The organism is Acidovorax sp. NN32 (genome assembly GCF_057597245.1).
This window is the reverse complement of sequence record NZ_CP199679.1, coordinates 4,491,115-4,517,888: the sequence shown is the minus strand read 5'-3', so window position 1 is coordinate 4,517,888 and position 26,774 is coordinate 4,491,115. Positions and strand designations below refer to the sequence as shown.

At 63.9% G+C, this 26,774-nt stretch carries 26 protein-coding genes; 15 read left to right on the top strand and 11 right to left on the bottom strand.

The annotated features are described in order from the left end of the window. Positions 1 to 24: 24 nt before the first annotated feature. A complete protein-coding gene (gene glmS / locus ACT89O_RS20755) occupies positions 25 to 1,938 on the top strand; it encodes a glutamine--fructose-6-phosphate transaminase (isomerizing) (RefSeq protein WP_487262890.1) in 1,914 nt (637 codons plus the stop codon). A 308-nt stretch (positions 1,939 to 2,246) separates the two neighbouring features. Here glmS and ACT89O_RS20750 read toward each other — a convergent pair whose 3' ends face one another. Together ACT89O_RS20750 and ACT89O_RS20745 are read right to left on the bottom strand one after the other, a co-directional pair. Next, positions 2,247 to 2,450 carry a hypothetical protein gene (locus ACT89O_RS20750; protein ID WP_487261062.1) on the bottom strand — a complete coding sequence of 68 codons (204 nt, stop codon included), beginning with the start codon at positions 2,448 to 2,450 and terminating at the stop codon, positions 2,247 to 2,249. A gap of 35 nt (positions 2,451 to 2,485) precedes the next feature. Further along, on the bottom strand, positions 2,486 to 2,767 hold the full coding sequence (locus ACT89O_RS20745) for a hypothetical protein (RefSeq protein WP_487261061.1): 282 nt from the start codon (positions 2,765 to 2,767) through the stop codon (positions 2,486 to 2,488). Positions 2,768 to 3,256: 489 nt separating this feature from the next. Here ACT89O_RS20745 and ACT89O_RS20740 point away from each other — a divergent pair, with 489 nt between their 5' ends. After that, the gene (locus tag ACT89O_RS20740; protein ID WP_487261060.1) at positions 3,257 to 4,204 is read left to right on the top strand and encodes a LysR family transcriptional regulator; all 948 of its coding nucleotides are present in this window, start codon (positions 3,257 to 3,259) and stop codon (positions 4,202 to 4,204) included. A 15-nt stretch (positions 4,205 to 4,219) separates the two neighbouring features. Here ACT89O_RS20740 and ACT89O_RS20735 read toward each other — a convergent pair whose 3' ends face one another. The 7 genes from ACT89O_RS20735 to ACT89O_RS20705 are packed head-to-tail and all read right to left on the bottom strand — an operon-like array spanning position 4,220 to position 10,751. Further along, a complete protein-coding gene (locus ACT89O_RS20735) occupies positions 4,220 to 4,636 on the bottom strand; it encodes a GlcG/HbpS family heme-binding protein (RefSeq protein WP_487262889.1) in 417 nt (138 codons plus the stop codon). Between the two features lie 51 nt (positions 4,637 to 4,687). After that, a complete protein-coding gene (locus tag ACT89O_RS20730; protein ID WP_487261059.1) occupies positions 4,688 to 5,344 on the bottom strand; it encodes a glutathione S-transferase family protein in 657 nt (218 codons plus the stop codon). 45 nt (positions 5,345 to 5,389) lie between these two features. Further along, positions 5,390 to 6,358, bottom strand: a complete 969-nt coding sequence (locus ACT89O_RS20725; RefSeq protein ID WP_487261058.1) for a Bug family tripartite tricarboxylate transporter substrate binding protein — start codon at positions 6,356 to 6,358, stop codon at positions 5,390 to 5,392. A 59-nt stretch (positions 6,359 to 6,417) separates the two neighbouring features. Beyond that, positions 6,418 to 7,947 (bottom strand): bifunctional 3-(3-hydroxy-phenyl)propionate/3-hydroxycinnamic acid hydroxylase MhpA, encoded by a 1,530-nt coding sequence (gene mhpA, locus ACT89O_RS20720; RefSeq protein ID WP_487261057.1) that lies wholly within the window; start codon positions 7,945 to 7,947, stop codon positions 6,418 to 6,420. Between the two features lie 13 nt (positions 7,948 to 7,960). After that, positions 7,961 to 8,821, bottom strand: coding sequence for a fumarylacetoacetate hydrolase family protein (locus tag ACT89O_RS20715; RefSeq protein WP_487261056.1), 861 nt, complete (start codon positions 8,819 to 8,821; stop codon positions 7,961 to 7,963). After that, positions 8,818 to 9,723: a VOC family protein gene (locus ACT89O_RS20710; RefSeq protein ID WP_409859674.1), complete on the bottom strand. Its 906-nt coding sequence runs from the start codon at positions 9,721 to 9,723 to the stop codon at positions 8,818 to 8,820. The genes ACT89O_RS20715 and ACT89O_RS20710 overlap by 4 nt, the downstream gene beginning before the upstream one ends. After that, positions 9,720 to 10,751, bottom strand: a complete 1,032-nt coding sequence (locus tag ACT89O_RS20705; RefSeq protein WP_487261055.1) for an amidohydrolase family protein — start codon at positions 10,749 to 10,751, stop codon at positions 9,720 to 9,722. The genes ACT89O_RS20710 and ACT89O_RS20705 overlap by 4 nt, the downstream gene beginning before the upstream one ends. A gap of 70 nt (positions 10,752 to 10,821) precedes the next feature. Here ACT89O_RS20705 and ACT89O_RS20700 point away from each other — a divergent pair, with 70 nt between their 5' ends. The 9 genes from ACT89O_RS20700 (at position 10,822) to ACT89O_RS20660 (ending at position 20,823) form a co-directional block, all read left to right on the top strand. Next, entirely contained in the window at positions 10,822 to 11,733 is a 912-nt protein-coding gene (locus tag ACT89O_RS20700) for a LysR family transcriptional regulator (RefSeq protein ID WP_487261054.1), read from the top strand. Between the two features lie 226 nt (positions 11,734 to 11,959). Further along, the gene (locus ACT89O_RS20695; RefSeq protein ID WP_487262888.1) at positions 11,960 to 12,928 is read left to right on the top strand and encodes a PDR/VanB family oxidoreductase; all 969 of its coding nucleotides are present in this window, start codon (positions 11,960 to 11,962) and stop codon (positions 12,926 to 12,928) included. 61 nt (positions 12,929 to 12,989) lie between these two features. Continuing rightward, on the top strand, positions 12,990 to 14,168 hold the full coding sequence (locus ACT89O_RS20690) for an MFS transporter (protein WP_487261053.1): 1,179 nt from the start codon (positions 12,990 to 12,992) through the stop codon (positions 14,166 to 14,168). Positions 14,169 to 14,178: 10 nt separating this feature from the next. Beyond that, positions 14,179 to 15,243, top strand: a complete 1,065-nt coding sequence (locus ACT89O_RS20685) for an aromatic ring-hydroxylating dioxygenase subunit alpha (protein WP_487261052.1) — start codon at positions 14,179 to 14,181, stop codon at positions 15,241 to 15,243. Continuing rightward, complete coding sequence (locus ACT89O_RS20680; RefSeq protein ID WP_056058115.1) at positions 15,240 to 15,899, top strand: glutathione S-transferase family protein; 660 nt, start codon at positions 15,240 to 15,242, stop codon at positions 15,897 to 15,899. The genes ACT89O_RS20685 and ACT89O_RS20680 overlap by 4 nt, the downstream gene beginning before the upstream one ends. A gap of 47 nt (positions 15,900 to 15,946) precedes the next feature. Beyond that, on the top strand, positions 15,947 to 16,987 hold the full coding sequence (locus tag ACT89O_RS20675; RefSeq protein WP_487261051.1) for a porin: 1,041 nt from the start codon (positions 15,947 to 15,949) through the stop codon (positions 16,985 to 16,987). A 72-nt stretch (positions 16,988 to 17,059) separates the two neighbouring features. After that, entirely contained in the window at positions 17,060 to 18,061 is a 1,002-nt protein-coding gene (locus ACT89O_RS20670) for a tripartite tricarboxylate transporter substrate-binding protein (RefSeq protein WP_487261050.1), read from the top strand. 119 nt (positions 18,062 to 18,180) lie between these two features. Beyond that, on the top strand, positions 18,181 to 19,665 hold the full coding sequence (locus ACT89O_RS20665) for a carotenoid oxygenase family protein (protein ID WP_487261049.1): 1,485 nt from the start codon (positions 18,181 to 18,183) through the stop codon (positions 19,663 to 19,665). Positions 19,666 to 19,686: 21 nt separating this feature from the next. Beyond that, on the top strand, positions 19,687 to 20,823 hold the full coding sequence (locus ACT89O_RS20660; RefSeq protein ID WP_487261048.1) for an ABC transporter substrate-binding protein: 1,137 nt from the start codon (positions 19,687 to 19,689) through the stop codon (positions 20,821 to 20,823). A gap of 50 nt (positions 20,824 to 20,873) precedes the next feature. On the opposite strand, the gene ACT89O_RS20655 is transcribed toward ACT89O_RS20660, so the two are convergent. After that, the gene (locus tag ACT89O_RS20655; RefSeq protein WP_487261047.1) at positions 20,874 to 21,530 is read right to left on the bottom strand and encodes a GntR family transcriptional regulator; all 657 of its coding nucleotides are present in this window, start codon (positions 21,528 to 21,530) and stop codon (positions 20,874 to 20,876) included. A 191-nt stretch (positions 21,531 to 21,721) separates the two neighbouring features. On the opposite strand from ACT89O_RS20655, the gene ACT89O_RS20650 reads away from it, so the two are divergent. From ACT89O_RS20650 to ACT89O_RS20635, 4 genes are all read left to right on the top strand, one after another. Beyond that, the gene (locus ACT89O_RS20650) at positions 21,722 to 22,600 is read left to right on the top strand and encodes an NAD(P)-dependent oxidoreductase (RefSeq protein ID WP_487261046.1); all 879 of its coding nucleotides are present in this window, start codon (positions 21,722 to 21,724) and stop codon (positions 22,598 to 22,600) included. A gap of 45 nt (positions 22,601 to 22,645) precedes the next feature. Further along, entirely contained in the window at positions 22,646 to 23,632 is a 987-nt protein-coding gene (locus ACT89O_RS20645) for a Bug family tripartite tricarboxylate transporter substrate binding protein (RefSeq protein WP_487261045.1), read from the top strand. Between the two features lie 53 nt (positions 23,633 to 23,685). Then, complete coding sequence (locus ACT89O_RS20640; RefSeq protein WP_487261044.1) at positions 23,686 to 24,360, top strand: RraA family protein; 675 nt, start codon at positions 23,686 to 23,688, stop codon at positions 24,358 to 24,360. 348 nt (positions 24,361 to 24,708) lie between these two features. Further along, a complete protein-coding gene (locus tag ACT89O_RS20635) occupies positions 24,709 to 25,596 on the top strand; it encodes a Bug family tripartite tricarboxylate transporter substrate binding protein (RefSeq protein ID WP_487261043.1) in 888 nt (295 codons plus the stop codon). A gap of 434 nt (positions 25,597 to 26,030) precedes the next feature. Here the strand turns inward: ACT89O_RS20635 and ACT89O_RS20630 are convergent, their stop codons facing one another. After that, on the bottom strand, positions 26,031 to 26,324 hold the full coding sequence (locus ACT89O_RS20630; RefSeq protein ID WP_055396511.1) for a hypothetical protein: 294 nt from the start codon (positions 26,322 to 26,324) through the stop codon (positions 26,031 to 26,033). Between the last annotated feature and the right edge of the window lie 450 nt (positions 26,325 to 26,774).

The window sequence follows — 26,774 nt, the reverse complement described above, 5'->3', positions numbered from 1 at the left end:
GACTCCAACCCAAGGGCAAACACCATGTGCGGCATCGTCGGCGCGGTCTCTACGCGCAACATCGTTCCCATCCTCGTCCAGGGCCTGCAGCGGCTTGAATACCGGGGCTATGACTCCTGCGGCGTGGCGGTACATGCCTCCAGCCTCGATGCAGCGCGCCCGGCCGGCCTGCAGCGCGCCCGCAGCACCGCCCGCGTGGCTGAGTTGCTGGAGCAGGTGACCACCGAACACATCGACGGTGCCACCGGCATTGCCCACACCCGCTGGGCCACCCATGGCGCGCCCGCCGTGCACAACGCCCACCCGCACTTCAGCCACGGCACTGGCGCAGACGCGCAGGCCCAAAGCGCAGGCCGCGTAGCCCTGGTGCACAACGGCATCATTGAAAACCACGAAGAACTGCGCAAGGCGCTGCAGGCACGCGGCTATGTGTTTGTGAGCCAGACCGACACCGAAGTCATCGCCCACCTGGTTGACAGCCACTACAGCGGCGACCTGTTCGACGCCGTGCAGGCCACCGTGGCCGAACTGCACGGCGCCTACGCCATCGCCGTGATGCACAAGGACGAACCGCACCGCGTGGTGGGTGCACGCGCTGGTTCGCCGCTGATCCTGGGGGTTGGAAACGGGGGCGCAGAGCACTTTCTGGCCAGCGATGCCATGGCCCTGGCGGGCGTCACTGACCAGATCGTTTATCTGGAAGAGGGCGACCTGGTGGACCTGCAGCTGGGCCGCTACTGGATCGTGCGCAAGGACGGTGCCGCACTCGCGCCCGAACAGCGCCCCGTGCGCACCGTGCTGGCCCACAGCGGCGCGGCCGAGCTAGGCCCCTACCGACACTACATGCAAAAGGAAATCTTCGAGCAACCGCGTGCCATCGCCGACACGCTCGAAGGTCTGGCTGGCATCGTGCCCGAGCTGTTCGACGGCGCGGGCCAGCATGGCGAACCTGGCGCCGCCGCCTGGCGCGTGTTCAAGGAAATCGACAGCGTTTTGATCCTGGCCTGCGGCACCAGCTACTACAGCGGCTGCACCGCCAAATACTGGCTCGAAGACATCGCGGGCATCCCCACGCAAGTCGAAGTGGCCAGCGAATACCGCTACCGCACCAGCGTGCCCAACCCACGCACCCTGGTTGTCACCATCAGCCAGTCTGGCGAGACCGCTGACACCCTGGCCGCGTTGCGCCACGCGCAGAGCCTGGGCATGCAGCACACGCTGACCATCTGCAACGTGGCCACCAGCGCCATGGTGCGCGAATGCAAGCTGGCGTACATCACGCGCGCCGGTGTCGAGATCGGTGTGGCCAGCACCAAGGCCTTCACCACCCAGCTGGCGGGCTTGTTTTTACTGACGCTGGCGCTGGCCCAATCCAAAGGCCGTTTGAGCGAAGAGCAAGAAGCCGCCCACCTCAAAACCATGCGCCACCTGCCCGTGGCCTTGCAGGCTGTGCTGGCGCTGGAGCCACAAATCATCAGTTGGGCCGAAGACTTTGCCCGGATGGAAAACGCTCTCTTTTTGGGCCGAGGCCTGCACTACCCCATTGCGCTGGAAGGCGCCTTGAAGCTCAAGGAAATCAGCTACATCCACGCCGAGGCCTACCCGGCCGGTGAACTCAAGCACGGTCCCCTGGCCCTGGTGACCAGTGCCATGCCCGTAGTCACCGTGGCGCCCAATGACACCTTGCTCGAAAAGCTCAAGAGCAACATGCAGGAAGTGCGTGCGCGCGCCGGTGTGCTCTACGTGCTGGCCGACGCCGACACCCGCATCGAAAGCAGCGACGGCATCCACGTCATCCGCATGCCCGAGCACTACGGCCCCTTGAGCCCGCTGCTGCACGTGGTGCCGCTGCAGCTGCTGGCCTACCACACCGCATGTGCGCGGGGGACGGATGTGGACAAGCCCAGGAACCTGGCCAAGAGTGTCACGGTGGAGTGACGAGTGAACTGACCCCCCGGAATTAATCCGGGCAATTAAAGTCGTAAACTCGAAAATAAAGTCGTAAACAGACCTCTAGCATTCATGCGGGTTTGCGGGGCGGTCATTTGTAACTGTAAAGTCGTAAACTCGAATTCAACGGGTAAAGAAGGCCAATACATGCGAATGTCGCCTAGGTCTGGATTGGACTTGTTGCTATACAAGAAAGAGCGCTCAAGGTGAGCGCTCTTTTTCTTTGGCTTTCCCAGAAGTTCTTGCGGTCCGAGCAGCCCCTAAACGCTCCGATGACTGCAAGAGGCTGGTTGCAGTCATACGCTGACCGCAAACGAATGAATACTATCGGCCAAAAGCAGCCGTTCGTTGCGTCCGCCGATGTGACCCCACAAGCAGGACTCGGCCGTATTGCACGAATTGAAGATGCGGGCATCCCCGGGCGCGCGACCCTGCACATCCGCCTGCTGGCACATCGTGGATGCACAGGCCCCCGAGTCTTCGAGAAACTTGCGGATCATGGATTTCCCCTCAGGTAATAGCGGCCAAAGCCAACTCAGACGCCCACCAGCAGCGCCTTTCCCGGCGCCGCCTCCGCCTCGAAGACCTGTGGCGGCTGCGTGCCTTCAAGCAAGGAAAGCACGACCTCGGTGATCGCGCTTTCGTCCAGCGCGCAGGGATCGCGTGACCAAGCCTCCAGGGCGCCGACCGCACCGCTGTCCAGCCGCTGCTGCACTTCGCTGCGCGCGCGCTGCCGGATAGCGTCGCGCGACATCTCGCTGTGCTTGTGGAAGCTGTCCGCCGCGCCCGCCAGCCGCGCTACGGCGAAGAAGCGCATCAAGGCCAGAGAGCAGACCCGCAAGACAGGCACCAAGGCCGATTCACCAGACGCCACCGATTGACGACTACCGCTCGTGGCAAGGCGCTACGGGCTTCGCCCTTCGCGCCTTATGAGTTCGATCACAAGAAGCGAAAAGAGGCCACAGAACAAGGCAAGGCATACACTTATCCACAGCCGACCATCACGGCGTCGGCTTCCACCCCTGGCTCACGATTCAAGCGGCGCGGTGGCTCAGTTCTACTTCGGCGCGGACAGCTCTGGGCGGTTTAACGCCGCGTCAGGCCATAGAGCAAGGTCATCTGGCCCGCGTTGTCGAAGTGGCGGGTGCTCAGGGTTATTGACTCTCTTCGCCCTGCATCGCCCCGGGGCGATTCACAAATTTCATGGGGAAAGCTCGCTACAGCCGACAGTGTTCGCGTGCCATGATGACCGTCCAAAAAACGCCACAAACAGGTCCACCCCTGTGTTGAAAAGCAGCCGCCCACCATGCGCTTTGAACGATTTGATCTAAACCTGTTGGTCATTCTGGATACCCTGTTGGAGGAGCGAAACGTCACCAAGGCCAGCGATCGGCTTCACATTGGGCAATCCGGCGCCAGTGCGGCGCTCAAGCGGTTGAGGGAGCACTTTGGTGACGAGTTGTTGGTGCCGGTGGGGCGGCAGATGACGCTGACCCCGCTGGCGCAGACCCTGGTCGAGCCCGTGCGCGAGGCCCTCCTGCAGGTACGCGCGGCGCTTGGGCGCAGGCCTGCATTCGAACCGAAGACCGAACACCGCAAGTTCGTTGTGTGTGCGTCAGACTACGTGACCACGGTGCTCATGGCCGAAGTGATCCAGCACATTGCCGTGCAGGCACCCCAGGTGTCCGTCGATGTACGCAGACCTCCCAAGGGTTTCGCTGAAGTGTTCGACCGCGGGGAGCTGGACCTGATCGTGATGCCCGAGCCCTATCTGACCCATTTCACCCATCCCAGGACACCGTTGTTCCGGGACACCCATGTCTGCCTGGTGTGGACCGGTCATGCATCGGTGGGTGAGTCGCTTACGTTCGACCAGTACATGGAACTGGGGCATGTGGTCGTGCGTCTGGGAGAGGACGCCAGAGCCGTGATGTTTGAGGAGTGGTTCCAGCCACGCTATGGCAGGCAGCGCCGCATCGAATGCTCCGTTGACAACTTCAGCACACTGCCGCTGCTGGTGGTGGGAACCCAGCGTGTGGCCACCCTGCACCGGCGACTCGCGGAATATGCGGTGCGGCACCTGCCGCTGCGCATGCTGGAGGTGCCGGTGGAGGTCCCCCCGCTGGTCGAGACCATGGCCTGGCCACGGCACCTACAGAACGACCCCGCGCATGCATGGTTGCGCGAACAGGTTCAGCTGGTGGCTGCGCGGCTGGACAACCGACCAGCCCCGGGCGGTGCCTCCACAGTCTGAGTCGGGTCGGCCGGGTCAGCCCGGCTGCAGTCCTGCCGATGTGACGCCCGCCATGCAGATCTCTTCGTCTTCGTCGCCGGTGCCGCCGCTGGCCCCGACGGCCCCGATCACCGCACCGCTGCGGTCCTTGATCAGCACCGCGCCGGTTTGCGGGATGAACTTGCCCTGACCTGTGGCGGCCAGCGCGCCGAAGAATGCAGGCATGTCGGTTGCGCGCTTGGTGAGCACGCGGGAGGAGGCGCCCATGGCCACGGCGGCCCAGGCCTTGCCGGTGGCGATGTCCACACGGAACATGCTGGCGCCGTCCTGGCGCTGTGCTGCTTTGAGGTGGCCGCTGTCGTCCAGAACGACCACGGCCATGGGTCGGTAGGACTTCTGGTCGGACAACGCCAGTGCGGCTTGGATGATCTGATTGGCTTGGTTCAGGGTCAGGGACACGGGAAGATCTCGCTCGAAGGTTGAAAAAATGCAGCCTGGGGCCGGTCAAGCCGGCTGCGATTCGCGCGCCAGGGCGCGTTGAAAGGCCGGGCGGGCGTGTTGCCGCGCCAGTAGTCCGGCCAGATGCGGGACTGACGCTGAGTCCCAGCCGCTGTCCATGGCCCGGCCAACGGCCCAGCACACATGGCTATCCGCGATGTTCCATGCTTCTCCGCACAACCATGGCCGGCCATCGGCCAAGGCGCGCTCTGCCACGGCCAGCTGTTCTGCCAGTTCGGACATCGCCACACTCTGGATGCGCGATTGCACCTGGGGGTCGGGGTGGATGCGGGACGCCATTCGAAGGCGAAAGACCAATCCGTGCAGCGTGCTGACGCTCCACGACAGCCAGGAGAGTGCTTGCGCACGCATCCAGCTGTTCTCGGCTCCCGGAAGCAGGGCGGCCTGCGGGTGGTGCATGTCCAGCCAGCTGACGATGGCCGCGATTTCGCTCAAGGTCCCCTCGCTGGTCAGCAGCAGGGGGACTTTCCCTTTCGGGTTGAGCGCCCGGTAGCTGGCTTGCCGTTGTTCGCCGGAAGACAGTGCAATGGCGCGAGCGACGTAGCCGACGCCGGTGACCTCAAGCGCCTCCAGCGCCACACGCGAACAGGCGCCCGGCGAGAAGAACAGCGTCAGGGTTGATTGGCTGGGTTTTGCGTTCATGTCTTTTAGTTCAGAGGCAGTGGCGTCGACTGCAAGGGGGCCTCGTCATTCGGGCAGCACATCGATTTCCTTGGCAAGGGATCCCCACCGGGCGTGCTCTTCCCGCAGGAAGGTCGCCAGCCGTTCCGGTGTCCAGCCGGGTTCGGCAATCGGGCCCAGCGTCGCCATGCGCTGCACGATCTCGGGGTCGCTCAAGACTGCGCTCACATCCTTGCTCACGCGGTCGATCACCGTCTGCGGCGTGCCGGATGGGGCCACCAGCGCGAACCATCCGACCAGATCCAAGCCCGGCAGGAGGTCCGCCAGACGGGGGATCGACTCGAAGCCAGGGACCGGGCGGCTGGAAGTGACCGCCAGCAATCGCAGCCGCCCCTGTTTCACCAGCGCAGCCGTGGACGCCACATCGGCCACGATGGCCTGTACGTGGCCACCCAGAAGGTCCTGGACGGATGCACCGTTGGACGAGTACGCGATCAGATTGGCGTTGGCCTTCGAGCGGGCGTTGAACAGGCGGGTAATCATGCCGCCGAAGGTGCGTCCGCCTTCGTTGCCCAGGGTGTACTGCCCTCCCATCTCCCTGGAGCGGGCGATCAGGTCATCGACCGAATGCACGGGGGAGTCCGCTCTCACCAAAATGCCGAAAGGACTGCGCGCGATGAAGGTCACCGGAGCGAAATCTTTCAATGGGTCGTAGGGCAACTGCTTGAACAGGTAGCTGTTGGTCACCAGCGCAGCGGCGGTCGCGAAGTAGAAGCTGTGTCCGTCGGCGGGCGCCTTGGCGGCGGCCTGTGCGCCGATGGTGTTCTGGCCGCCGGGCTTGTTGTCGATGACGACGGACTGTCCCCATTGTTTGCCCAGGCGTTCGCCCAGCAGTCTCGCCACGTTGTCGGGGCCCGATCCCGCCGGCTGGGACAGGATGAGCTTCACGGGTTTGTGGGGCCACTGGCTTTGCGCCCACGCCGCTGGTGCGGCGAGCATGACCATCAATGAGGCGAGGAACGTTCGTTTCAGCATGGTATTTGTCTCCGAGTCGTTGTTCAGTCATTCCAGGCAAACGGGAAGGGTTGCAGGCGCTACGTCAGTCGTGCCCTCCATTCCTTCAGCAAGCTGTCGAGTTGCGCTGCGTCATTTGCAGCGCCGAAGACGCAATGGTCGGGCCGCACCAGTACGGCGGCGCACTCATGACGGTGCATCCAGTCCCGGAGAACGCCCTCGGCTTCCTTCAGGCCGTCGTCCACGCGGATGATCGTGAGACCGTGGCTCTTGGCCGACGAAGGCATATCGACCTGCAGCGCAAGACGCCAGCCGGCGCCCGTGATGTGATCGAGCAGCACCGCCTGGCCGTCGCACAGCACCCGGGGTTGCGGAAACAGCGTGCCGACTACCGGGTGAGGCGTGGCCGACAGAAGGCCGCCAGCGAGTGGAGGTATCACGTCCTGGCGCGGGGTGTCCTTGACGATGCCGCCGGCATCGGCGAGCAACTTCGCGTCGCGCTGTCGTGCGAGTGCAGGGTCGCGCTCGCAAATCACGGCGCCGATGCCTTTGATGCGTGAGGTCAGTTCCTTCACGTGGGCCTTGCGTTCCTCGCCGTAGCTGTCCAACAGCGCTTCAGCGGCCTGGCCTGTCACATCGCCCTGGAGCACCGCCGCCAGTTTCCAGCAGAGGTTGGCTACGTCGCGCACGCCCTGGCACATGCCCTGTCCCAGAAAGGGAGGCTGCTGGTGCGCCGCATCTCCGGCCACGAACACGCGGCCCACACGCCAGCGTTCGGCAACCAGGGCGTGGAAGCGGTAGCTCGCCTGGCGCCAGAGTTCTCCGTCGTCGGGTCCGATCCACGGCGACAGCAGCCGCCAGGTGCCTTCGGGCGTGGCGACTTCCCTGGGGTCCTCGCCCGGCTTGAGGGAGATTTCCCAGCGCCGGTGGTTGTGCGGGCCGATGACGAAGGTGGTGGGGCGCTCGGGGTTGCAATACTGAACGCTGGTGGTCGGCAGCTTCCTGAGGCCGGCTTCGTTGACCCGTACATCCACCACCAGCCAGGGCTCGTCGAACACAAGGTCTTCGAGGGCAATGTCTGCCAACCGGCGCACCGTGCTGGAGGCGCCGTCGCAGCCGATGATGTAGCGGGCGCGGATGCTGGCCTGCGAACCGTCCTCGCGCTGCAACTGCAGCGTGGCGCCATCGTTGTCCTGCGTCAGGCCGTTGACCTCCACGCCCAGCTCAACGGCCACATTCGACAGCTGCGCCACGCGCTCGCGCAGCGCGGCTTCCACCGGGGGTTGGGTGAACACGTTCGATGGTGTGTAGCCCAGCGGGTAGGGCGGTGCGACCATGGTCATGCGCTTGATGAGCTGGCCGTCCACCCCGAAGTATTCCGAGGGCGTGAAGGGTTCCATGTGCGGCACAACGGCATCCGCCACGCCGATCTGCTGGAACACCCGCAGGATTTCATGGTCCAGCGCAATGGCGCGCGGCTTGTCGTAGATGCCGTGCAAGCGGTCACCTACCCACACCTTCAGCCCCATGCCGCCCAGCAGGGCCGCAGCCACCGCGCCCGTCGGGCCGAAGCCGACCAGCGCGACGTCGTATTCGTCGCGTGCTTGCATCCCGTTGCCCATGTCAGACCTCGCCGACGATGGTGTTCTTCAGGGTGCCCATGCCGTCGATCTCCACCTCGAACACGTCACCGGCCTTCATCCACACGGGTGGTGTGCGGCTCTGACCCACCCCGGCCGGGGTGCCCATCACGATCACGTCGCCGGGTTCGAGCGTCAGGCACTCGGTCAGCAGTGCGATGGCTTCGGCCACGCCCCAGATCATGTCGCGGGTGTTGGCGTCCTGCATCGCCTCTCCGTTCAGGCGCCCCTGGATGCGCAGGCCCTCGGCGCCAGGTGGCAGCTCATCGGCCGTCACCAGCACCGGACCGAAGCCGCCCGTGGCGTCGAAGTTCTTGCCGATGGTCCACTGCGGCGTGCGCTTTTGGTAATCGCGCACGGAAATGTCGTTGAAGCAGGCGTAGCCGAACACCAGCTCCAGCGCTTTCTCCTGCGGCACATGTTTGCCGCGGCGCCCAATCACCACGGCCAGCTCGGCTTCATAGTCCAGCTTGTCGGACACACGCGGCTTCAGGGCCGGTGCGCCGTGTGCAAGCAGCGAACTCGCGCCCCGGTAGAAGAACCAGGGGTACTCCGGCTTCTGGCGCCCGCTTTCCTTGGCGTGGTCAAAGTAGTTCAGACCCAGGCAGACGATCTTGCCCGGTTCGGGCACCAGCGGCGCCAGCGTCAGCGAGGCCAGGGGCACCCGGGGCGCCTCGGAGGCGAGGGCCGCCTTCGCCACAGCGGTGAGGTCGTGGCCTGCCAGCAGGGCCTGCCGCAGATCGCTCGGCACTTGCGGCTGTGCGTCTTGCACATCGATGACGGATTCGCTGTCGAGCAGGCCCAAGCGGGGTTGTCCGTTCCGTAGGTAGGTGGTGAATTTCATGTGTTGGTCTCCTGGATGAAGTGAATGCTGCGCTGGGCCTGCTTCAGGTCGGCGCTGGGTGGGGCCGAGATGCCCCAGCGATCGATCCGGCCGGGTGGCCAGACCCAGTCGGACGGGCCGCCGACCCGGTAGGTGTCGTCGATCTGTTCGACCTCGGCGGTGTACTCAATGACCACGCCATCGGGGCCGATGAAGTAGTTGAAGGCGTTGTTGCCCGGCCCGTGCCGACCGGGACCCCACTCGATGGCGTGGCCCGCGTCCCGCATGCGGCCGCCGCCGCGCATCACCGAGTCGATGTCGGGCATGAGGAAAGCGATGTGGTTGAGCGCGTTGTTGTCGGCGTCGCCCAGCGCGATGCTGTGGTGATCGCGGTTGATGTTCATGAAGGCCATGATCCTGGTGCGGTCGGCCAGGCGGCATCCGAGCGCCTTCTCGAAGAAGCTCTGGCTGGAGGGTACGTCGTGGCTGTTGAGTACCACGTGGGCCAGGCGGATCGGGCGGTCCTTGGCCTCGTGCGCATCGCCATGGCGAACGTCACCGTGCACCACGCGCAGGATGCGGCCGTCCGGGTCGCGCACCGTCACGGCCACGCCGCCACCCGGTTCGTCCACCGGCGCGAGGGCGCGCAACACGGTGCCGCCCGCCTCCACGGTGGCTTGGGCGATGTGGCGCAAGGCGTCTTCGCTGCGCGCTCGCAAGGTCACATCCCGCAAGCCCGGTTGCGTGCCGCAGTGCAGGGACAGCACATGGTGCGCGTCACCCGTGGCGCGCAGATAGACAGCGTCTTCCTGAGCCTCTACCACGTTCAGATGCCAGACATCGGTATAGAAACGGGTGGCCTTGGCCAGGTCCGGCGTGTAGAGCGCCACGCTGCGCAGGGTTTCAATCGGGGAAGAGTTCATGCCTTGTCTTTCAGGCCGAGAAAGCGCTCGGCGTTGTGGTGGATCAGCGCCTGGGCCGTGTCGGCGTCGAAGCCTGCGGCCTCGATCCGCTGCACTGGGTGGCGTTCGTGGAAGTTGAAGGGGTAGTCGGTGCCCACCATCAGTTGCGTGGAGCCAAACATCTGCACCAGGTGGGTCAGCGTGGGCGTGTCGAACACCAGGGTGTCGTAGTGCAACTGGCGCGCTTGCTCGATGGGGGACGCGTTGACAGACTCTTTCAGCTTGGGAAACACCTGCCAGCCCTGTTGCAGGCGTGGGAGCAGTGACGGCAAGGTGCCGCCGCCGTGGCTGAACGCCAGCCGCAGGCGGGGATGTCGAACCAGCAGGTTGCCTGTGATGCAGGATGCGGCCGCCAGACCCACGTCGCTTGGGTAGGCCAGCACCTGCTGCAGCGGAGCGGGGCCTACGAGGCGGTCCATGCCGGTCGGCCTGATGGCGTGCACGAAGACGGCGGCGCCCAGCGACTCGCAGGCGGTGAAGAATGGATCGAATCGGGGGTCGCCGATCACAACCCCGTTGATGTTGCTGCCGATTTCTACACCGACGAACCCTGGCGTCTGCATCACATGGTGGAGCTCGCGGATGGCCTGGTTCATGTCCTGCAGCGGCACGGCGCCCAGGCCCACCAGTCGCTGGTTCGAGCGCGCCACCATCTCGGCGATCTGTTCATTGAGGTAGCGCAGCAGCACCTGCGCGTCGGGCGCGTCCATCCAGTAGGACAGCAGCTCCGGCATCGGAGAGATCGCTTGGGCCGCCAGGCCCATGGCGTGCATGTCGTCCAGCCTCTTGGGCACGTCCCAACACTTGTCCGACACGGTGCGGTAGACGTTGCCGTTGATCATTACGTGCCGGTGGCATTCGTGCGCGGGCGCCATCGAGGGCCAACTGGCGGGCGCCACCTTGTTCTTCAGGTAGTGCGGCAGGTGCTCCGGCACGATGTGGGCATGCACGTCGATGCCGCAGGCAGAGCAATGTTGAAAGTGGCTCATGAGGCCGCGAAGTTTCAAGCGATGGTTGACATCCATCAAGTCGATTTCATAAATACCTAGAATCCATCGCATGGATTTGCGTGGTTTCGACCTCAACCTCTTGATCGTTTTCAATGCCTTGGCGCAGCACCGCAGCGTGACCCGCGCCGGGGAGTCCATCGGGCTGAGCCAGCCGGCCATGAGCGCCGCGCTCGCGCGTTTGCGGCTGCTGCTGGGCGACCCACTGTTTGTGAAGACCGGGCCCGAGATGCGGCCAACGCCGCGCGCGGCGCAACTGGTGGCGCCGGTGCGTCAGGCGCTGGAGATCGTCAAGGGCGAAGTGCTGTTGACCCAGGCGTTCGACCCGGCCACCTCGACGCGGACGTTCTCCATCCTCACCCCAGACATTGGCGAGAGCAACCACATTCCGCGGCTGCTCTCATTGCTGTCTGCCGAAGCCCCCGGGGTCAACATCAAGGTGCTGTCCATGCCCCGCCATGCCGCCTTCGAAGCCCTGGAAGCGGGGGTGGTGGACCTGGCCGTGGGGTACTTTCCTGATCTGCACCGGGAAGGGTTGTTTGTCCAGCGTCTGTTTCGCAATGAGCATTTCTGCATGGTCCGCAGGGATCACCCGGTGATTGGCGAGAAGCTGTCGCTCAAGCAGTTCATGGCGGCCGACCATGCGACGGTTCGGCCCGAAGGCCGCGAGCACGTGTTCGAGAACTACCTCCACGCCCGGGGCATCCAGCCCCGCGTGCGGCTGGAGGTGGCCCACTTCATGAGCCTGCTGCCCATCATTTCCACCAGCGACCTGATAGCCACCGTGCCGCGCGACCTGGCCGAGGTCTGTGTTCGCTACGGAAACATCCGCATGCTGCCCACGCCCTTCAAGGTGCCGGCCATCGAGATCCACCAGTTCTGGCACCCGCGGGTGCACAAGGACATTGCGCACCAGTGGCTGCGCGGTGCCATGCGAAGGCTGTTCCCCGACGGCAACCCGTAGTGCGCGCAGCGCATCAGCGCTGCCGCGCCTGGCATCCAAGGGGTTTCCCTATGTATTGCCAACGTTGATGCAGATCATGACCAGGAACTGTTTTTTGTTGTAGCGGCGTTTCCCTACAGTGCGCTCATTCGCACCACAAGGAGACAGCACTTTGCACGCCTCATGCAACCCGCCGGTAACGGTCAGTGAACCCCTGCCTGTGGCCTGTGGGAGCGCCGCAGCGGCGATCTCCACGAGTGTTTTGCTCAGCGTCCGGGTCAGCGCGGTCACGGACGAGGCGCAGGGTATCCGCAGCTTTGAGCTGGTCGATGTTGCGGGCAGTGCGTTGCCTGCCTTTTCGGCCGGCGCTCACATCGACGTGATACCGCCCGGGGGACCGACCCGCTCGTACTCGCTGTGCAACAACCCCTCCGAGCGCCACCGCTATCTCATCGCGGTGCAGCGTGAAGCCGACAGCCGCGGCGGTTCGGCATCGATGCACGAGCGGGTGCGTGCGGGCGACCTGCTGGCCATCAGCGCACCGAAAAACCACATCCCGCTCGCACAGGATGCCAGCAGCAGCCTGCTGCTGGCTGCGGGCATCGGTGTGACGCCGATCCTGAGCATGGCCGAGTGGCTGCATGCCTCCGGGTCCGACTTTCAGATGCACTACTGCACCCGCTCAATGCAACGCACCGCGTTCCAACGGCGCATCGCGACGGCGCCGTATGCCGAGAAAGTGCATTTCCACTTTGATGACGGCGAGGCCGTGCAGCGGTTTGACGTTGCAACCCATCTACCAGAGCCGCAGTCCGGCGTGCACCTGTATGTGTGTGGTCCTGGTGGCTTCATCGAGTCCGTGCTCACCACCGCGCAAGCGCTTGGTTGGAAGGAGTCGCATGTGCACCGCGAATACTTCGGCGCCCACGTGGAGCCGAGTGGGGCCGAAGAGGGATTCGAGGTGGTCGCGGCGCGCACCGGCAAGGTGGTCGTGGTGCCGCCGGGAAGAACCGTTTTGCAGGCGCTGGCAGAGGCCGGAGTCGACGTGCCGTTTTCATGCGAGCAGGGTGTGTGCGGCACCTGCGAGACGCGCGTGCTCGATGGCAAGCCCGAGCACCGGGACCTGTACCTCACCCCCCATGAGCGGGCCGCGAACGACCGGTTCATGCCGTGCTGCTCGCGCAGCCTCTCGCCCCGCTTGGTGCTGGACCTGTAGCCAAAGCTCTCGTGCGAAGAGCGGTCGTGACGAATCCCATTTCTATAAAAAGGAGACTGAAGTGTCAAAACCCATTGGCCTCGGCGGCAAGGCCGTCCTGACGATTGGCCACATGGCCGGAATGATCGACATGGTGGCGCTGCCGCTGTGGATCGGCGGCCTGATGCAGCACTACCGGTTCAGTCCGCAGCATGCGGGCATCACGGTGACGCTGTTCCTGCTGGGCATGGTGATCGCCAGCGCCGTACTCGCCCCCCTGTTCAACCGAATTCCACGGCGCTTGGTCACCGTGTTGGGCTTTGCAGCGGCATCGGCTTGCTTTTTGATGATTGCGCGCCAGCCCATCGATGGTGCGAGCTTCGAACTGCTCGCACCGCTGCACGCGCTCGCCGGACTGGGGGCCGGTTGCGGGCTGTCGCTGGTGCATGGCTCCATTGGTCGCACCGACAACCCCCATCGGCTCTTCGGCATGGTCAGCCTTGCTGCGGCAGTTCTCGGTATCGGGGTGTTCGCTGTGGTGCCTGGTCTGACGGCTCAGTACGGTGCATCGGTGCTGTTTGTGGTCTTTGCCGTTGCCATGGGGCTGGCCGCAGCGGTGTCCCTGGTCGGTTTTCCTGACCTTGGTGATTCGGCGCGGGTGTCGGCCGAGGGCGCCCGCACAGCGAGCCCGTCCAGCAGGCTGATCTGGATGCCGATCGCCGTGGTGGTCTGCCTCACGCTGAATCAGTCGATGGTGTTTGCTTTTGTCGAGCGCATCGGTGCGGCGCGCGGCTTCGGCGCTGGTGACATTCAAGCGATGCTGGTGACCCTCGGGTTCTTCAACCTGCTGCCTGGGCCGCTGGCCGCCTGGATGCAGCACCGCATTTCCCCATTGAACGTGGGCATTGTCGGGCCCGTCGGCCAGGCGTTGCTGGCGTTCACCCTGGCGAGCTCAGCGGTGTTTGCGCCCTATGCATTGGCCGGTGTGCTGTACGTGTCCATGGTGATCTTTACACACACCTTCCTGTTCGGCCTGCTCTCCAGGCTGGACCCCAGTGGCCGAGCCACCAGTGCGACACCGGCCATGATGATGGGTTCCTGCATGGGGCCAGCCCTGGGTGGCTTCATCGTGTCCGGTCTGGGCTATCAAGGCCTGGGGTGGGCGGCCTGCCTGGTGTCCCTGGTGGCGGTGGTGCTCATGGCGCGCCTGCGCATGCAACTCCGTGGGCACGCCGACACCCTTCAGCGCGCTTTCGCCTGAGGGAGGGATGATGGACTACCTGAAGAACTGCTGGTATGTCGCCGCGTGGGACCACGAAGTCGGTGCAGAACGACCGCTGGGCCGCGTGCTGCTGGATCAACGCATCGTGCTGTACCGGGGTGCAAGTGGCGAGGTTCATGCGCTGGAGGACCGCTGCCCACACCGGTTCGCCCCGTTACACATGGGGACGGTTTGTGGCGAGGCGATCCGCTGTGCCTACCACGGGCTGGAATTTGGTGCCGACGGCAAGTGCTCGCACAACCCCCATGGAAACGGAGCGATCCCTTCCGCCGCCAAGGTGCGGGCCTACCCGGTGGTGGAGCGCGACAGCCTGGTGTGGATCTGGATGGGCGACAGCGAACGGGCCGATCCGAAGGACATTCCCCGCTTCGAGTCGCTGAACCCGGACACGCACCATGTTGGAAAGGATTACCTGCTCGCCCGGGCGCACTACCAGCTCGAAGTCGACAACATCATGGACCTCAGCCACATCGACTATCTCCACCCGGGTACCTTGGGGGGAGGGACGGACAAGAACGCTGAAACGAGTGTGGTGCAAGAAGGACGTCGCGTGTGGTCGTACCGGCTGGCCCGCGACGAACGGCTCTCGCCGGAGCTGGAGGCGCGCAACCGCCTGGAGCCCGGCACCCGCGTCGACCGCTGGCTGGATGTGCGTTGGGATCCACCAGGCGTGATGGAGCTGCAGGTGGGCTTCGCGCCTGCCGGTACGCCGGAGCCACGGACCCAGGGCAAGGTGCGGCTGTTTCAGCACATTTTCACGCCCGAGACGCGGCAGACCACCCACTACTGGTTTGGCACCAGCGTGCCGCGTGCCGCAGGGCCGGGCGGTGCGCAGATCGTCGCCGAGATGGTGCGGTTTCTGCGCCTGCCCTTCGAGACGGAAGACCTTCCCATGCTGGAGGCGCAGCAACGCGTGATGGGCAGTGCGAACTTCTGGGACCTCAAGCCCATTCTGCTGCCCGGAGATGCGGCCGCCGTGCGGTCGCGTCGTGTACTGGACCAACTTATTCAACAAGAGCGTCAGACAGATGACGCTAACAGGAGACCCACATGATCACTCTCTACGGCGACCTCCGGTCGCGCGCCCATCGCGTTGCATGGATGCTCAAGGAGCTGCAGATGCCCTTCGAGCACGTGCCTACTCACTTTCTGGACGGCAGTACCCGCACGTCCGAGTACCTGCGCATCAACCCCAATGGGCGTGTGCCGGCCTTGAAGGATGGTGATCTGGTGCTGTTTGAATCGCTGGCCATCAACCTGTACCTCGCGCGCAAGTACGGCGGGCCGCTGGCGCCCTCTGATCTGCGGGAGGAGGCGCTGGCGACGCAATGGACCCTCTGGGTGCTGACCGAGATCGAAAAGCCCTTGCTACTGACCGCAGCCAACCTGTTCCTCTTCGCTGAGAACGAGCGCGATGCGCAGGAGGCAGAGGCCATGAAGCGCAAGCTCGGTCGTCCGTTCAAGGTGCTCAACGCTCATTTGCAGGCACGCCCGTTCCTGCTCGGCGACCGTTTCACGGTGGCAGACCTCAACGTCTCCTCCGTGATGACGCTGGTGCCGCTGTCGGGTATGGAGCTGGGCGAGTGGCCCGCGTTGAACGCATGGCTGAACCAATGCCTGGAGCGTCCCGCCGCCGCCGACTGGAAGCCGATCAGGTTCCGCATTCCGCGTCCGCCCACGCCCCTGGCGATGCTCGAGTCATTCGTTTGAATTTTTCAACCAAGCCGGCGTTGACCGGTATCCAGGAGACAACAAGCATGAATCAACGACTCGCACAAACGACCCTGCTCGCCCTCGGTCTCGTTAACGCGACCGCCCAGGCCCAGTCCAACCCACTGTCCTTCTACGGCACCCTGGATCTCGCCCTCGGCAAACTGTCATCACAACCACCCGGTCCGCCGAATGCCCCCGTCACCAGCGTGAATGGTGTGCACAACGGCGGCATGCAGACCAGCTACTTCGGTGTGCGCGGCATGGAAGACCTGGGCGATGGTCTCAAGGCGAAGTTTCAGCTGGAGTCGTTCCTCCGTGCCGACACCGGTGCGTCCGGCCGCTTCAATCCACCGGGTCCACCCCAGGACCCCTTCTGGTCACGCTCGGCCTGGGTCGGCCTGGAGGGGGGCTTTGGCGAGCTGCGTTTGGGCAACAACACCAATCCGGCCTGGCTGGCCAACGTGTTCACCAGCGCCATGGGTAACAACTCGCTGTTCTCTCCCTCGTTCCGCCAGCAGTACAACGGCAGCACCCGCGGCTCCATGGCGCAGGACACAGGCCTGCCCAACTCGTTGAGCTATTCGTCGCCGAACCTGGCGGGCACGGTGGCGACCATCAACGTGCAAGCTGCTGAAGGCACTGGCTCGGGCAGCAACTTCAATGCCAGTGTCGTCCATCGGTCCGGCCCGCTGCTGCTGGCGGTGGCCGGCGCCAGCGTGCAGCATGTGCCATCGCCAGATCCAGCCGGTGCGCTGGACGAGCAGTTTGTGATGCTGGGCGCGAGCTACGACCTGAAGGTGGTGAGGCTGTTTGCGCAGTACACAGACTTCAAGGACAAGCTGGGCAACGCCAAGATCAGGACCCCCCACATCGGGTTGACAGCGCCGATGGGTGCGGGGCAGGTGCAGCTGGCATGGGCCGAAGGCAAGACCTCCGGGGCGGCGAGTGGCACGCGCACCACCATCAGCGCGGGGTATGTGCATCCGCTCTCGCAACGCACGCAGCTGTACCTGATGGTCGGCACCGACAAGGTCTCGACGGGAACGGCCAAGAGCTATGTCACGGGTATCCGCCACACGTTCTGACCGCCTTCGCCAGGCTTTTGCCGTCAAAGGTACCAGGCGGCCAGCCCGGTACCCATCTTTCAGGAGACAGACATGACCCATTCCTCACAACACATTACCCGGCGCCGCGCGATCGCAATCGTTGCCGCTGGCTCCCTGGGTCTAGCCTTGCCAGCGCTGCGCGCGCAGGACCTGCCGCCGCTGGCGCGCATCATCGTCGGCTTTCCGGCTGGGGGGGCGCCCGACTATGTGGCCAGACGACTCGCCGAAGGCCTCACCGGCAAACTCGCGGTTGCAGTCGTCGTCGATAACCGGCCCGGTGCCGGCGGCCGCATTGCGCTGGACGCTGCCCGCCAGTTGCCACCCGACGGCCTGACGCTGCTGCTGTCCCCCGCAGGCATGGTGACAACCAACCCCCACACCTACCGCCGCCTCAACTACGACCCGGTCAAGGACCAGACGCCCATCACGATGTCCCACTCGGTGACTCTGGGCTTCGCAGTCGGTCCGGCCGTGCCGTCACAGGTGCGGGACATCGCCGGGTTCGCCGCCTGGGCCAAGGGGCAACCAGGGGCCGTCGCCTTCGGATCACCCGCTGCGGGTGCGCCCCCCCACTTCATCGGGGACTGGCTCGGTCGCAGCCTCAATCTCGGTCTGACCCATGTGGCCTACCGGGGCGGGGCACCGGCGCTTAACGATCTGTACGGCGGCTCCATTGCCTCGCTGTCGCTGACGCTCGCTGACTTGGTCAAACCGGCCGAGGCACAGCGGCTGCGCATCCTCGCCGTTTCAGGAAGCAAGCGCTCCGTGTTTGCGCCTTCGGTGCCCACGTTCGCGGAGCAGGGTATCAAGGGACTTGATCGCGACGACTGGTTTGGTCTGTATGTGGCCGGTCAGCCTGCGCCCGAAGTCGTGCGGCGGCTCTCTGCCATCACCAAGGAGGTGCAGGGCGGGGCGGTCTATCAGAAGGCCCTGCGCAGCAACTTCCTGGAGCCAGCCTGGAGCACCCCGCAGGAGCTGGCCCAGCGTGGACAGGACGATCTCGCGCACTGGGGACCCATCATCAAGGCCTCCGGCTTCACGGCCGACTCCTGACCCATCAGAGATCCCTGCCGTGTCTTCCCAGCCCTTGCGCTGCCGCAAGCCCGGCCTCTTCTGACCCAACACATTCTTCATCCACATCCATTTCATACAGGTTGAACAACATGAACGACATGACACTTCCCTTTGCAAAGGCCACAGGTCTGCGGTTCCCGGACGACATCGTGTTTCGCGGCTACGCGGCGCCCTCGCGCGTGGAGGGCGAGGTGCACGATCTGGAGGTCGAGGGACAGATCCCGAACGAACTCAATGGCGCCTTCTATCGCAACAGTGCCGACCACGCCTACCCGCCGCTGCTGGGCAAGGACATCTTCCTCAACGGCGACGGCATGGTCCACATGGTGCGCTTCGAGAACGGGCACGCCGACTTGAAGACCCGTTATGTGCGCACGCGCAAGCTCGAGCTGGAGCGCAAAGCGCGCCGCGCCCTGTTCGGCGCCTACCGCAACCCCTTCACCGACTTGCCCGATGTGGCTGGTGAGGACAACAACACCGCCAACACCTCGGTGCTGTGGCACCACGGCAAGCTGTACGCGCTCAAGGAGTCGGGCCTGCCGTACGAGCTGGACCCGAACACGCTGGAGACGTTGGGCGAGCGCAACTTCGGTGGCAAGCTGCAGCGGACCTTCACCGCGCACCCCAAGCTCGATCCGGAAACGGGCGAGTGCATTGCCTTCGCGTACAACGCGCCAGGACAGCCCATCCGCGACATCGAGCTGTATGTGCTGTCACCGAACGGCGAGATCACGTCCCACGAAATGTTCCAGGCGCCCTACAGCTCCATGGTTCACGACTGTCTGGTCTCGCGCAACCACATCGCCTTCGTGATCTGCCCGATGACCTGCGACTGGGAGCGCGTGAAGAAGGGCGAGTCCTACTGGCACTGGGACAGCAGCCTGCAAACGCACATCGCCATCATCCCGCGCAAGGAGGGCGTCAAGGGCATCCGCTGGTACACCTGCCCCAAGGTGGCCATGCAAACGCACACCTTCAACGCCTGGGAGGAGCAGACGGCGTCGGGGACAACCCTGCATCTGGACCAGTTCATCACCGAGTCGGGCTGGCTCAGCCAGTTTCCGGACATTCGCGATCCCGACGCCCACGAGAAGCCGCCGTTTGGCGAGCGCTGGTCGTTTGACCTGGACAGCCCCTCAGCCGAGTTCCGGATCCAGCGGCTGATCAACCAGATCGGCGAGATGCCCGCCATCGACCCGCGTTACGCGATGAAGCGCACCGGCCACTTCTGGTTCGGTACCAACAACCCAGCCATTGGTCCGATGCTGCCCTGGGGCCCGAAAGGCCCGCCGTTCACCTGCGTCGGGCATTTCGACGAGGCGGCCAACAAGCTGAACTTCTGGTACGCGGGGCCCGACTCCGCGCCCGAGGAACCGCATTTTGTTCCCCGGAGCCCCAATGCGCCCGAAGGGGATGGCTGGATCCTGGCCATGGTGGGGCGCCGCGCGGAGAACCGTACCGACCTCGTGATCCTGGATGCCCTGCACCTGGACCGTGGACCGGTGGCGGTGGTGAAGTTCCCCTACCGGGTTCACGAGGGGTTCCACGGCATCTGGGTGGGTGCCAAGGCGCTGGGCTGGTAAGCCTGCTACAGGAGGACGGGCATGTTCAGGCACATCCATCGGGTGCATTCCATCTTGCTGCTGGTGGTTGCCATGTGGCTTCCGTTGGCCGCTGCCGCACAGTCCGTCACCCTGGCGCACATCGGCCCCTTCACCGGGCCGGCGGCCAACGATGCGCGCGACCTCAACGCCGGCATGCTGGCCTACCTTGCAGAGGCGAATGCGAAAGGTGGTGTTGGTGGTCGCCAGATGGACCTGTTGACGCTGGACGACCGTTACGACAGAGCCGAATTTTCGAAGCAGTTTTCGCAAGCGCAGTCGCGGGGGGCGGTGGCACTGCTGTCGCCTCTGGGGCTGAACGCCCTTCGTTCTCTGCTTGAAGACCAACTCCTTGAACGCAGCGACATGGTGGTGGTGAACGCCCTGCCGGGTGCCACACCCTTTCGCTCGCCGGGCCACCCGCGCCTGTTCCATATCCGTGCCAGTGATCGCCAGCAGATCGAGAAGATCCTGGTCCAGGCGTCGGTCGTTGGTGTTCGGCGGATGGCGGTGCTGGTGCATGACTTGAGAGCCGGTGAGGCCGATGTCAAGGGCGCGCAGGCAGCGCATGCCGAGCTCGGTGCATTGGTGCTCCAACTTCATGAAGCGCCCGACAACCCGGATTCGCTTGCTTCACTCGCCAGGACCATCGCCGCCAGCGATTCGCAGGCGGTATTGGTCATCGGCTCACCCCCCCGAATGGCAGAGTCGGTGGCCGCACTTCGGAAGGCCGGCGTTAGGGGCCACATCTATGCGCTGTCCTATCTGCCACACGGCCTGCTCTCCACAGTGGCGGGTCAAGATGCGGCCCGGGGCGTGGCCATCGCGCAGACCTACCCGAATCCGATGGGCAACACCATGCCGTTGCACCGTGAGTTCCAGACCGCCATGCGCCAGGCACACCCGAAGCTGACCACGTACTCCGCATTCCATCTGGAGGGGTATCTGAGCGCGCGCATGGCTGTGGAAGGGCTGCGTCGCGTGCAAGGGGCGGTTCGGTCGCAGACCCTGGCCGAGGCCCTGCGCCGCATGGGCCCGGTGGACATGGGCGGCTTTAGGGTCAACTTCAGCCAGTCAAACGCAGGCAGCGCCTTTGTCGAGATCGGTGTGATCGACGCCCGGGGGCGCCTCATTTATTGAACGGGTGGGGGAGCAGACAGTACGACTAACTGCAGGTCGACATCCGGTGGTCATGAGTCCTTGCGGTATTCGCCCCGGTGTTTCATGAATCGGTGATATGACATCCGCAGGTGCAGTTGCATCACATGGCGCGCCAGCTCCCCATCCCTGGCGCGCACTGCGATCACCAAGTCGCGGTGGTGGTGAAGGCTTTGCACCAGCTCTTCCGGTGTGTAGATGTAGAACGAGCGCTTGATGATCGGCATGTCGATCATGGTCGCCAGCATGGTCTTGAGGCGCGGCGAGCCCGACGCCTCGATCAGCGCGTGGTGAAAATCCCGGTTGGCTGACTGCACCTCGGCAATGCCCTCGAGGCCGGCAGCAATGCCGGCCTCCATGCGCTGGTTGCTGGCTTCCAACTCATCGGCCAGCCCCTCACCGCCGCGCGTGGCCGCGAGGAACGAAGCGTACGGCTCCAGCAGCATGCGCAGCTGGAAGGTCTCCTCCACATCCCAGTCGCTCCACTCCGACACGCGGATGCCCTGACCCAAGCCATCGGTGGCCAGGCCATCTTCCACCAGGCGGTGCAGCGCATTGCGCACCGGCGTGCGGCTCAGCCCCAGGTCGCGGGCGATGGGTTCTTCCTTGAGCTGCTCGCCCGGGCGGTAGTGCCCGCCAATGAGCCGCTGCCGCAGAACCTCGTACGCCTTGTCTTTCACGTTTTGCACTGTTTTTGCACCAGGTGGATGGGGTGGGGTGTGCTGATTCTATGTGAGCCGTGCAGGCAGTGCCGGATCCGGCGGTGATCTCTAAAAAATACAAAATAAGTGCAAATTTGCGTTGTTTTACGGGAAATCCCTATGAGTCAATCGTCACTGTGGTTTCTAAACTGCCACAAATGTTTTGAGTTTGTACTTTTATGAAGTTCGCAATACTAGGTGGTGGAATGGTCGGTGCCTGCTACATGCAAGCATTTCTGGAGCATGGGCACAGCCTGGTAGGTCTGTGCGACCTGCAGCCCAACGCTGCGGTGGCGGATGCCGTGCAGGCTGCCGGTGCGCAAGTTCACACCGCACCTGGCGCCTGGCTGGCTGGCGCCGACGTGGTGGTGAGTGCCGTGTTCGGTACTGTGGCGCGCAGCCTGTTCGAGGCCTGCCTGCCTCATCTACAGGATGGCGCGCTGTACGTGGACATGACCACGGCCGACCCGCAGGAGATGCGCGAATGCGCCGAGCTGGCCGAGCGCAGCGTGCAGGGCAGGGCGGTGCACTTCGTCGACGTGGCCATCACCGGGGCCGTCAACCTGGGTGGGAAGAAGACGCCGCTGCTCGTGGCCGGCGGCAAGGCCGGTTTTGTACAGGAATTGTTCTTGCCGTTCGGCGGCTCCGTCCGCGTGGTGGGCGAACGGCCGGGCGACGCCGCCTCGCTCAAGCTGCTGCGCAGCATCTACACCAAAGGCACCGAGGCATTGGCCGTGGAGTGTCTGGTGACCGCACAGGCCATGGGCCTGCGCGAGCAGCTGTATGCCGTGCTGCAGGACATCGACAAGACACCGCTGCGCACGCTGATGGAATCCATGGTGCGCACGCACATCCCACACTCCGCGCGCCGCCGCAACGAGGTGGCCGAGGCCCAGCAGCAGATGGCCCGGCACGGCCTGACGCCGATCGTCTTGCCCGCCGTCGAATCGCTGTTCGCCACCACCGCGCAGGCGCATGTGGCAGAGCCGTTCACTGGCGCGACCACCGACGAAGCCATCTCCTGGCTTGGCGACCGCGTGCTCACCAACCACCCCTAACCAACCTCGCGCCCCTTGCCTATAACCCTGAAGGAGACACCTGCAATGACCTTGAATCGACGCACCCTCGCCCTTGGTGGCCTGCTGGCCCTGGCCGCTGCCACGGCAATTGGCCCGGCCCACGCTCAGGGCAACTACCCGCAGAGGCCTATCAAGATCCTCGTCCCTTTCCCCGCAGGCGGCGGCACTGACAGCCTTGCCCGCCTGGTTGGTACGAAGCTCACCGATGCCTACGGCTGGACCATCGTGGTGGAGAACAAGCCTGGTTCTGGCGGCAACCTGGCGCTTGACCAGACGGCCAAGGCGCCCGCCGACGGTCTGACCCTGGTGATGGCGCAGACCGACAACGTGGTGCTCAACCCACTGCTGTACTCCAAGCTCACCTACAACCCCGACAAGGACCTGCGCCCCGTGGCTCTGGTTGCCGCCGGGGCGGCTGTGCTGGTGGTGAATGCCGACTCGCCCTACAAGACGCTGGACGACATCATGCAGGCCGCCAAGAAGGATCCCGGGCGCCTGAGTTTTGCCACGCCTGGCACGGGCACCATCGCTCACCTCGTCGGCGAGGCTTGGCAAAAGAGTTCGAATGTGAAGTTTGTGCACATTCCATATCGCGGCGTTGCTGGCGCGATGCCCGATTTACTCGGGGGGCGCCTTGACATGTACATGGGCTCGATCCCCACGCTTCTGTCGCATATTCAGTCGGGCAAGGTGCGCGCTGTGGCTGTGACTTCAGCGCGCCGCTCCAAGCTGCTGCCCGAAGTGCGAACCTATACCGAGTCCGGCATCAAGGGCGTAGAGCTGGCCAGCGTGTGGGGCGTGATGGCCCCGGCCGGCACACCCGATGCCATCGTCAAGCAGCTCAACGAAGCCATCAACAAGGTGGTGAACGCACCCGACACCACCAAGAAGATCGTGGACTCCGGCGCCGAGCTCATCACCGGCACGCCGGAAGACATGGCCAAGCTGTACGCCAGCGACCGCGCGCGCCTGGCCCCCATCGTCAAGAGTTCGGGCACCACGCTCGACTGACCATTTGCGCCATCAACCTATCACCATTCAATCAACTAAGTGAGAACCGCACCATGATCGGATGCCAAATCCTGAAACGCAAACGCGCCGTGAGCCTTGAGTTGGCCCAGCAATTCCTGCAAGTGCCCGTGGCCAACGTCAGCGACTGCATGTCGCGGATGACGGCCGGCGGCCCGCGCCTGCGCCCCATGCATGACGGCACGGCCATGGCCGGGCCCGCCCTCACCATCAAGACCAGGCCGGGCGACAACCTGTTGATCCATAAGGCCTTGAAGCTCGCCCAGCCCGGTGACGTGATTGTGGTGGACGCTGGCGGCGACCTCACCAACGCCCTCATTGGCGAGATCATGGTCGGCGAGGCCAAGCTCAAGGGCTTTGCCGGCATCGTCATTAACGGCGCCATCCGCGACAGCGCTGTGCTGCGCAAGGACAGCTTCCCTGTCTTCGCCGCAGGCGTCACCCACCGCGGCCCCTACAAGGACGGCCCTGGCGAGATCAACGTGCCCATCGCCATCGATGGCATGGTCATCGAGCCCGGCGACCTGGTCATCGGGGACGACGACGGCCTGCTGTGCGTGCCCTACGAACAGGCCGAACAGTTGCTGGCGGCCGCGCACGAGAAGCAGGAGATTGAGGCCGTGATGGTGGCGGAAATCCGCGACGGCACGCAGGACAACACGTGGATCGACGCGGCGTTGAAGCGCGCGAATTGCTCCTTTGTGGAGTGACAGCGTTGCATACGCCGAGACGTGAGTGCGATCAAAGTCAAGCGAACTTTTGAGCACCGCTTCATGCGGCATTGAGTCGGGAGCTGACTCTGGAAAGACCGTCTGCTTTCCGTCAGGCGTATGTAGTTGCTCTTGACCTTTGATCGGCGGGCGCGAATTTTGGGTGGAATAACGCTCGTTAATCATTCAAGAGCAAAAAATTCCTTTGTTTTAACAGTGGTGTATCTCTGTTGAATGACGGCTAGTTCCTTCAGATACTGAGCACTGTTACGTCTTTTCGAAGAAGCACAGTGATCAAGCACCAGGCTGCGCTTTTGCGTGGTCCAAGTCAAAGAATTGGAGACATACATGACCTTTCTCAAGAAACTCTGCAACTGCATCGCTGGCGTCCTGTCCACCGTGGCGATCCTAGGGACCGCACAAGCCCAGTCCTCGTACCCTGAAAAGACGGTCCGTCTGATCGTGCCGTGGCCTGCTGGCGGTGCGGCCGACGCGGTAGGCCGGTCCATCGCGCAAGCGCTTACGACCCAGCTAGGAAAATCAGTCTACGTGGATAACGTGGCTGGAGCTGGAGGGAACATCGGAACACAGCAGTTCGTGCGTGCACAGCCTGACGGGCATACGCTGTATCTGGCAACCAGCTCCACGAATGTGGCTAATCCTTATCTGTACGCCAAGCTGGGTTTTGATCCTGTAAAGGATTTCACGCCGGTGGTGTACGTCGCGGCCATTCCTAGCATTCTCGTAGTACCGGAGGCGTCGCCCTTCAAGACGCCGCAAGACATCATTGCCGCAGCCAAGGCCAAGCCGGGGAGTTTGTCCTACGGCTCAGGTGGTGTTGGAGCATCCGCGCACTTGGCGGGCGAGCTCTTCAAATCCGTCCCCAAGATCGACGTGACCCATGTGCCTTACAAGGGCAGCGGTCCAGCCATGGTGGACGTCATGAGTGGGCAGCTCACCTACATGTTCGACACGGGTGCCGTGCCCTACATCAAGGGTGGAAAGGTCCGGGCCATCGCCATCGCAGACAGTTCACGCCTCTCGCTCTTCCCGAACTTGCCCACATTTGATGAAGCGGGTATCAAGGGTATGCACATGAACGCTTGGTATGGCGTAGCCGCTCCCGCCGGTACGCCGAAGGCTATCGTTGACAGGGTGAATGCAGCGGTCAATACAGCGCTTAAGGATGGCGACCTGAGGAAGAAGCTGGAGGATAGCCGCAGCACCTTACTCTAGTTCTCTCGGCATCACCTCACTTGGATTTGCCTCCAAGCGGATGCTCTTGGACCGCATTTGAGTGATTGCTGCAGCGCTCTTGGAGGAGTTTACGACTTTAGGTTGACAGCCACTTGGCTGAGCAGGGCGCTAGGCCGCATGGATGCTGGGCAGGGGTTTACGACTTTAATTACCCAGAATAATAGCGTTGCGATTCGGAGATGCGGGCTAGAGCAAAGAAGGAAGCCCCGTGGGAACCGCCTTCATCCTCGATCTCCGCGCCGAATACGCAAAACGCGCAGGGAGAGACAGCTCCTTGCCGAGGCATAGGCGTAGCAACAAAAAGGGCTCCCAGTGGGAGCCCAGTTTGCTTGCCTGACAGTGAGGAAAACACTCCCCATGGCAGCAGCACCCGCGAAGTGCCGCCACCATGGGAAGGCCCGCAACTGCGTCAATTACATGGCGCTGAATTCGCCGTGGGGAATCTTGCCGGTGCGCAGGGCTTCAGCTGCCTGGGCACGCACTGCAGCGCGGTCAGCCGTGGAGGTGTATGTCACCACGCGCGAGCCCGCGGGTTCCTGGCTGCGGGTCTGGGCCACCGTGGCGGCTTCCGCTTGCACTTCAGCACGGGTGCGGTTGGTGTCGAACTGGAGCGCAAATTGCGAGCCATCGGCTTCGTCAGCGTGGACGCCGAAAGAGGCGAAAGCAGCAACAGCGGCGATAGAGAGGAAACGGGCAGTCGTGTTCATGGTGCAAATCCTTGGATAAAAGCGTCTCAAAAAAAGCCGGAACAAAGCGCCAAAAGCGGATGCTAAAAACTACTTCAAACCGGGTTCGGTGAGTCGCCTTGCGGGTTCGGCTCATCGATGGATTGAACTGTACGCCGGTGCTGTTCAGAGAAAAACTATCCAGTCGCAAACTAACTGTTCCAGTATTGGAAACAATTGATCTGCTGCGCCAAGAAGCGCTTCGCAGGGAGGGGGTATGCAGGGATTGGAGGCCCATGGGCGTATTCCACCCACTGGGTTTCACGGGGAGAAACTCTGGTGCCCGGGCCTGCGACGCCGGGAAAGCGTGGAGCTGTCGAACTGCTCCGCGTCAGTCAGAGCCTGGGCGATGCAGACCATCCGCCGGTGGCGGTGCAGGTGACCTTGCACGGGGCGTCAGCCCTTCGGCAGCCTGTTGTGCGCAGGTGGTGG

What these genes read in the sequence shown, in the direction of transcription:
- ACT89O_RS20740 (WP_487261060.1), top strand. Translation starts at nt 3,257, where the DNA reads ATGCGCTTTGAACGATTTGATCTAAACCTGTTGGTCATTCTGGATACC.
- ACT89O_RS20705 (WP_487261055.1), bottom strand. Translation starts at nt 10,751, where the DNA reads ATGAGCCACTTTCAACATTGCTCTGCCTGCGGCATCGACGTGCATGCC.
- ACT89O_RS20745 (WP_487261061.1), bottom strand. Translation starts at nt 2,767, where the DNA reads ATGCGCTTCTTCGCCGTAGCGCGGCTGGCGGGCGCGGCGGACAGCTTC.
- ACT89O_RS20660 (WP_487261048.1), top strand. Translation starts at nt 19,687, where the DNA reads ATGTTCAGGCACATCCATCGGGTGCATTCCATCTTGCTGCTGGTGGTT.
- ACT89O_RS20710 (WP_409859674.1), bottom strand. Translation starts at nt 9,723, where the DNA reads ATGAACTCTTCCCCGATTGAAACCCTGCGCAGCGTGGCGCTCTACACG.
- ACT89O_RS20685 (WP_487261052.1), top strand. Translation starts at nt 14,179, where the DNA reads ATGGACTACCTGAAGAACTGCTGGTATGTCGCCGCGTGGGACCACGAA.
- ACT89O_RS20640 (WP_487261044.1), top strand. Translation starts at nt 23,686, where the DNA reads ATGATCGGATGCCAAATCCTGAAACGCAAACGCGCCGTGAGCCTTGAG.
- mhpA (WP_487261057.1), bottom strand. Translation starts at nt 7,947, where the DNA reads ATGCAAGCACGCGACGAATACGACGTCGCGCTGGTCGGCTTCGGCCCG.
- ACT89O_RS20650 (WP_487261046.1), top strand. Translation starts at nt 21,722, where the DNA reads ATGAAGTTCGCAATACTAGGTGGTGGAATGGTCGGTGCCTGCTACATG.
- ACT89O_RS20630 (WP_055396511.1), bottom strand. Translation starts at nt 26,324, where the DNA reads ATGAACACGACTGCCCGTTTCCTCTCTATCGCCGCTGTTGCTGCTTTC.
- ACT89O_RS20670 (WP_487261050.1), top strand. Translation starts at nt 17,060, where the DNA reads ATGACCCATTCCTCACAACACATTACCCGGCGCCGCGCGATCGCAATC.
- glmS (WP_487262890.1), top strand. Translation starts at nt 25, where the DNA reads ATGTGCGGCATCGTCGGCGCGGTCTCTACGCGCAACATCGTTCCCATC.
- ACT89O_RS20680 (WP_056058115.1), top strand. Translation starts at nt 15,240, where the DNA reads ATGATCACTCTCTACGGCGACCTCCGGTCGCGCGCCCATCGCGTTGCA.
- ACT89O_RS20665 (WP_487261049.1), top strand. Translation starts at nt 18,181, where the DNA reads ATGACACTTCCCTTTGCAAAGGCCACAGGTCTGCGGTTCCCGGACGAC.
- ACT89O_RS20675 (WP_487261051.1), top strand. Translation starts at nt 15,947, where the DNA reads ATGAATCAACGACTCGCACAAACGACCCTGCTCGCCCTCGGTCTCGTT.
- ACT89O_RS20635 (WP_487261043.1), top strand. Translation starts at nt 24,709, where the DNA reads ATGACCTTTCTCAAGAAACTCTGCAACTGCATCGCTGGCGTCCTGTCC.
- ACT89O_RS20750 (WP_487261062.1), bottom strand. Translation starts at nt 2,450, where the DNA reads ATGATCCGCAAGTTTCTCGAAGACTCGGGGGCCTGTGCATCCACGATG.
- ACT89O_RS20700 (WP_487261054.1), top strand. Translation starts at nt 10,822, where the DNA reads ATGGATTTGCGTGGTTTCGACCTCAACCTCTTGATCGTTTTCAATGCC.
- ACT89O_RS20725 (WP_487261058.1), bottom strand. Translation starts at nt 6,358, where the DNA reads ATGCTGAAACGAACGTTCCTCGCCTCATTGATGGTCATGCTCGCCGCA.
- ACT89O_RS20730 (WP_487261059.1), bottom strand. Translation starts at nt 5,344, where the DNA reads ATGAACGCAAAACCCAGCCAATCAACCCTGACGCTGTTCTTCTCGCCG.
- ACT89O_RS20715 (WP_487261056.1), bottom strand. Translation starts at nt 8,821, where the DNA reads ATGAAATTCACCACCTACCTACGGAACGGACAACCCCGCTTGGGCCTG.
- ACT89O_RS20645 (WP_487261045.1), top strand. Translation starts at nt 22,646, where the DNA reads ATGACCTTGAATCGACGCACCCTCGCCCTTGGTGGCCTGCTGGCCCTG.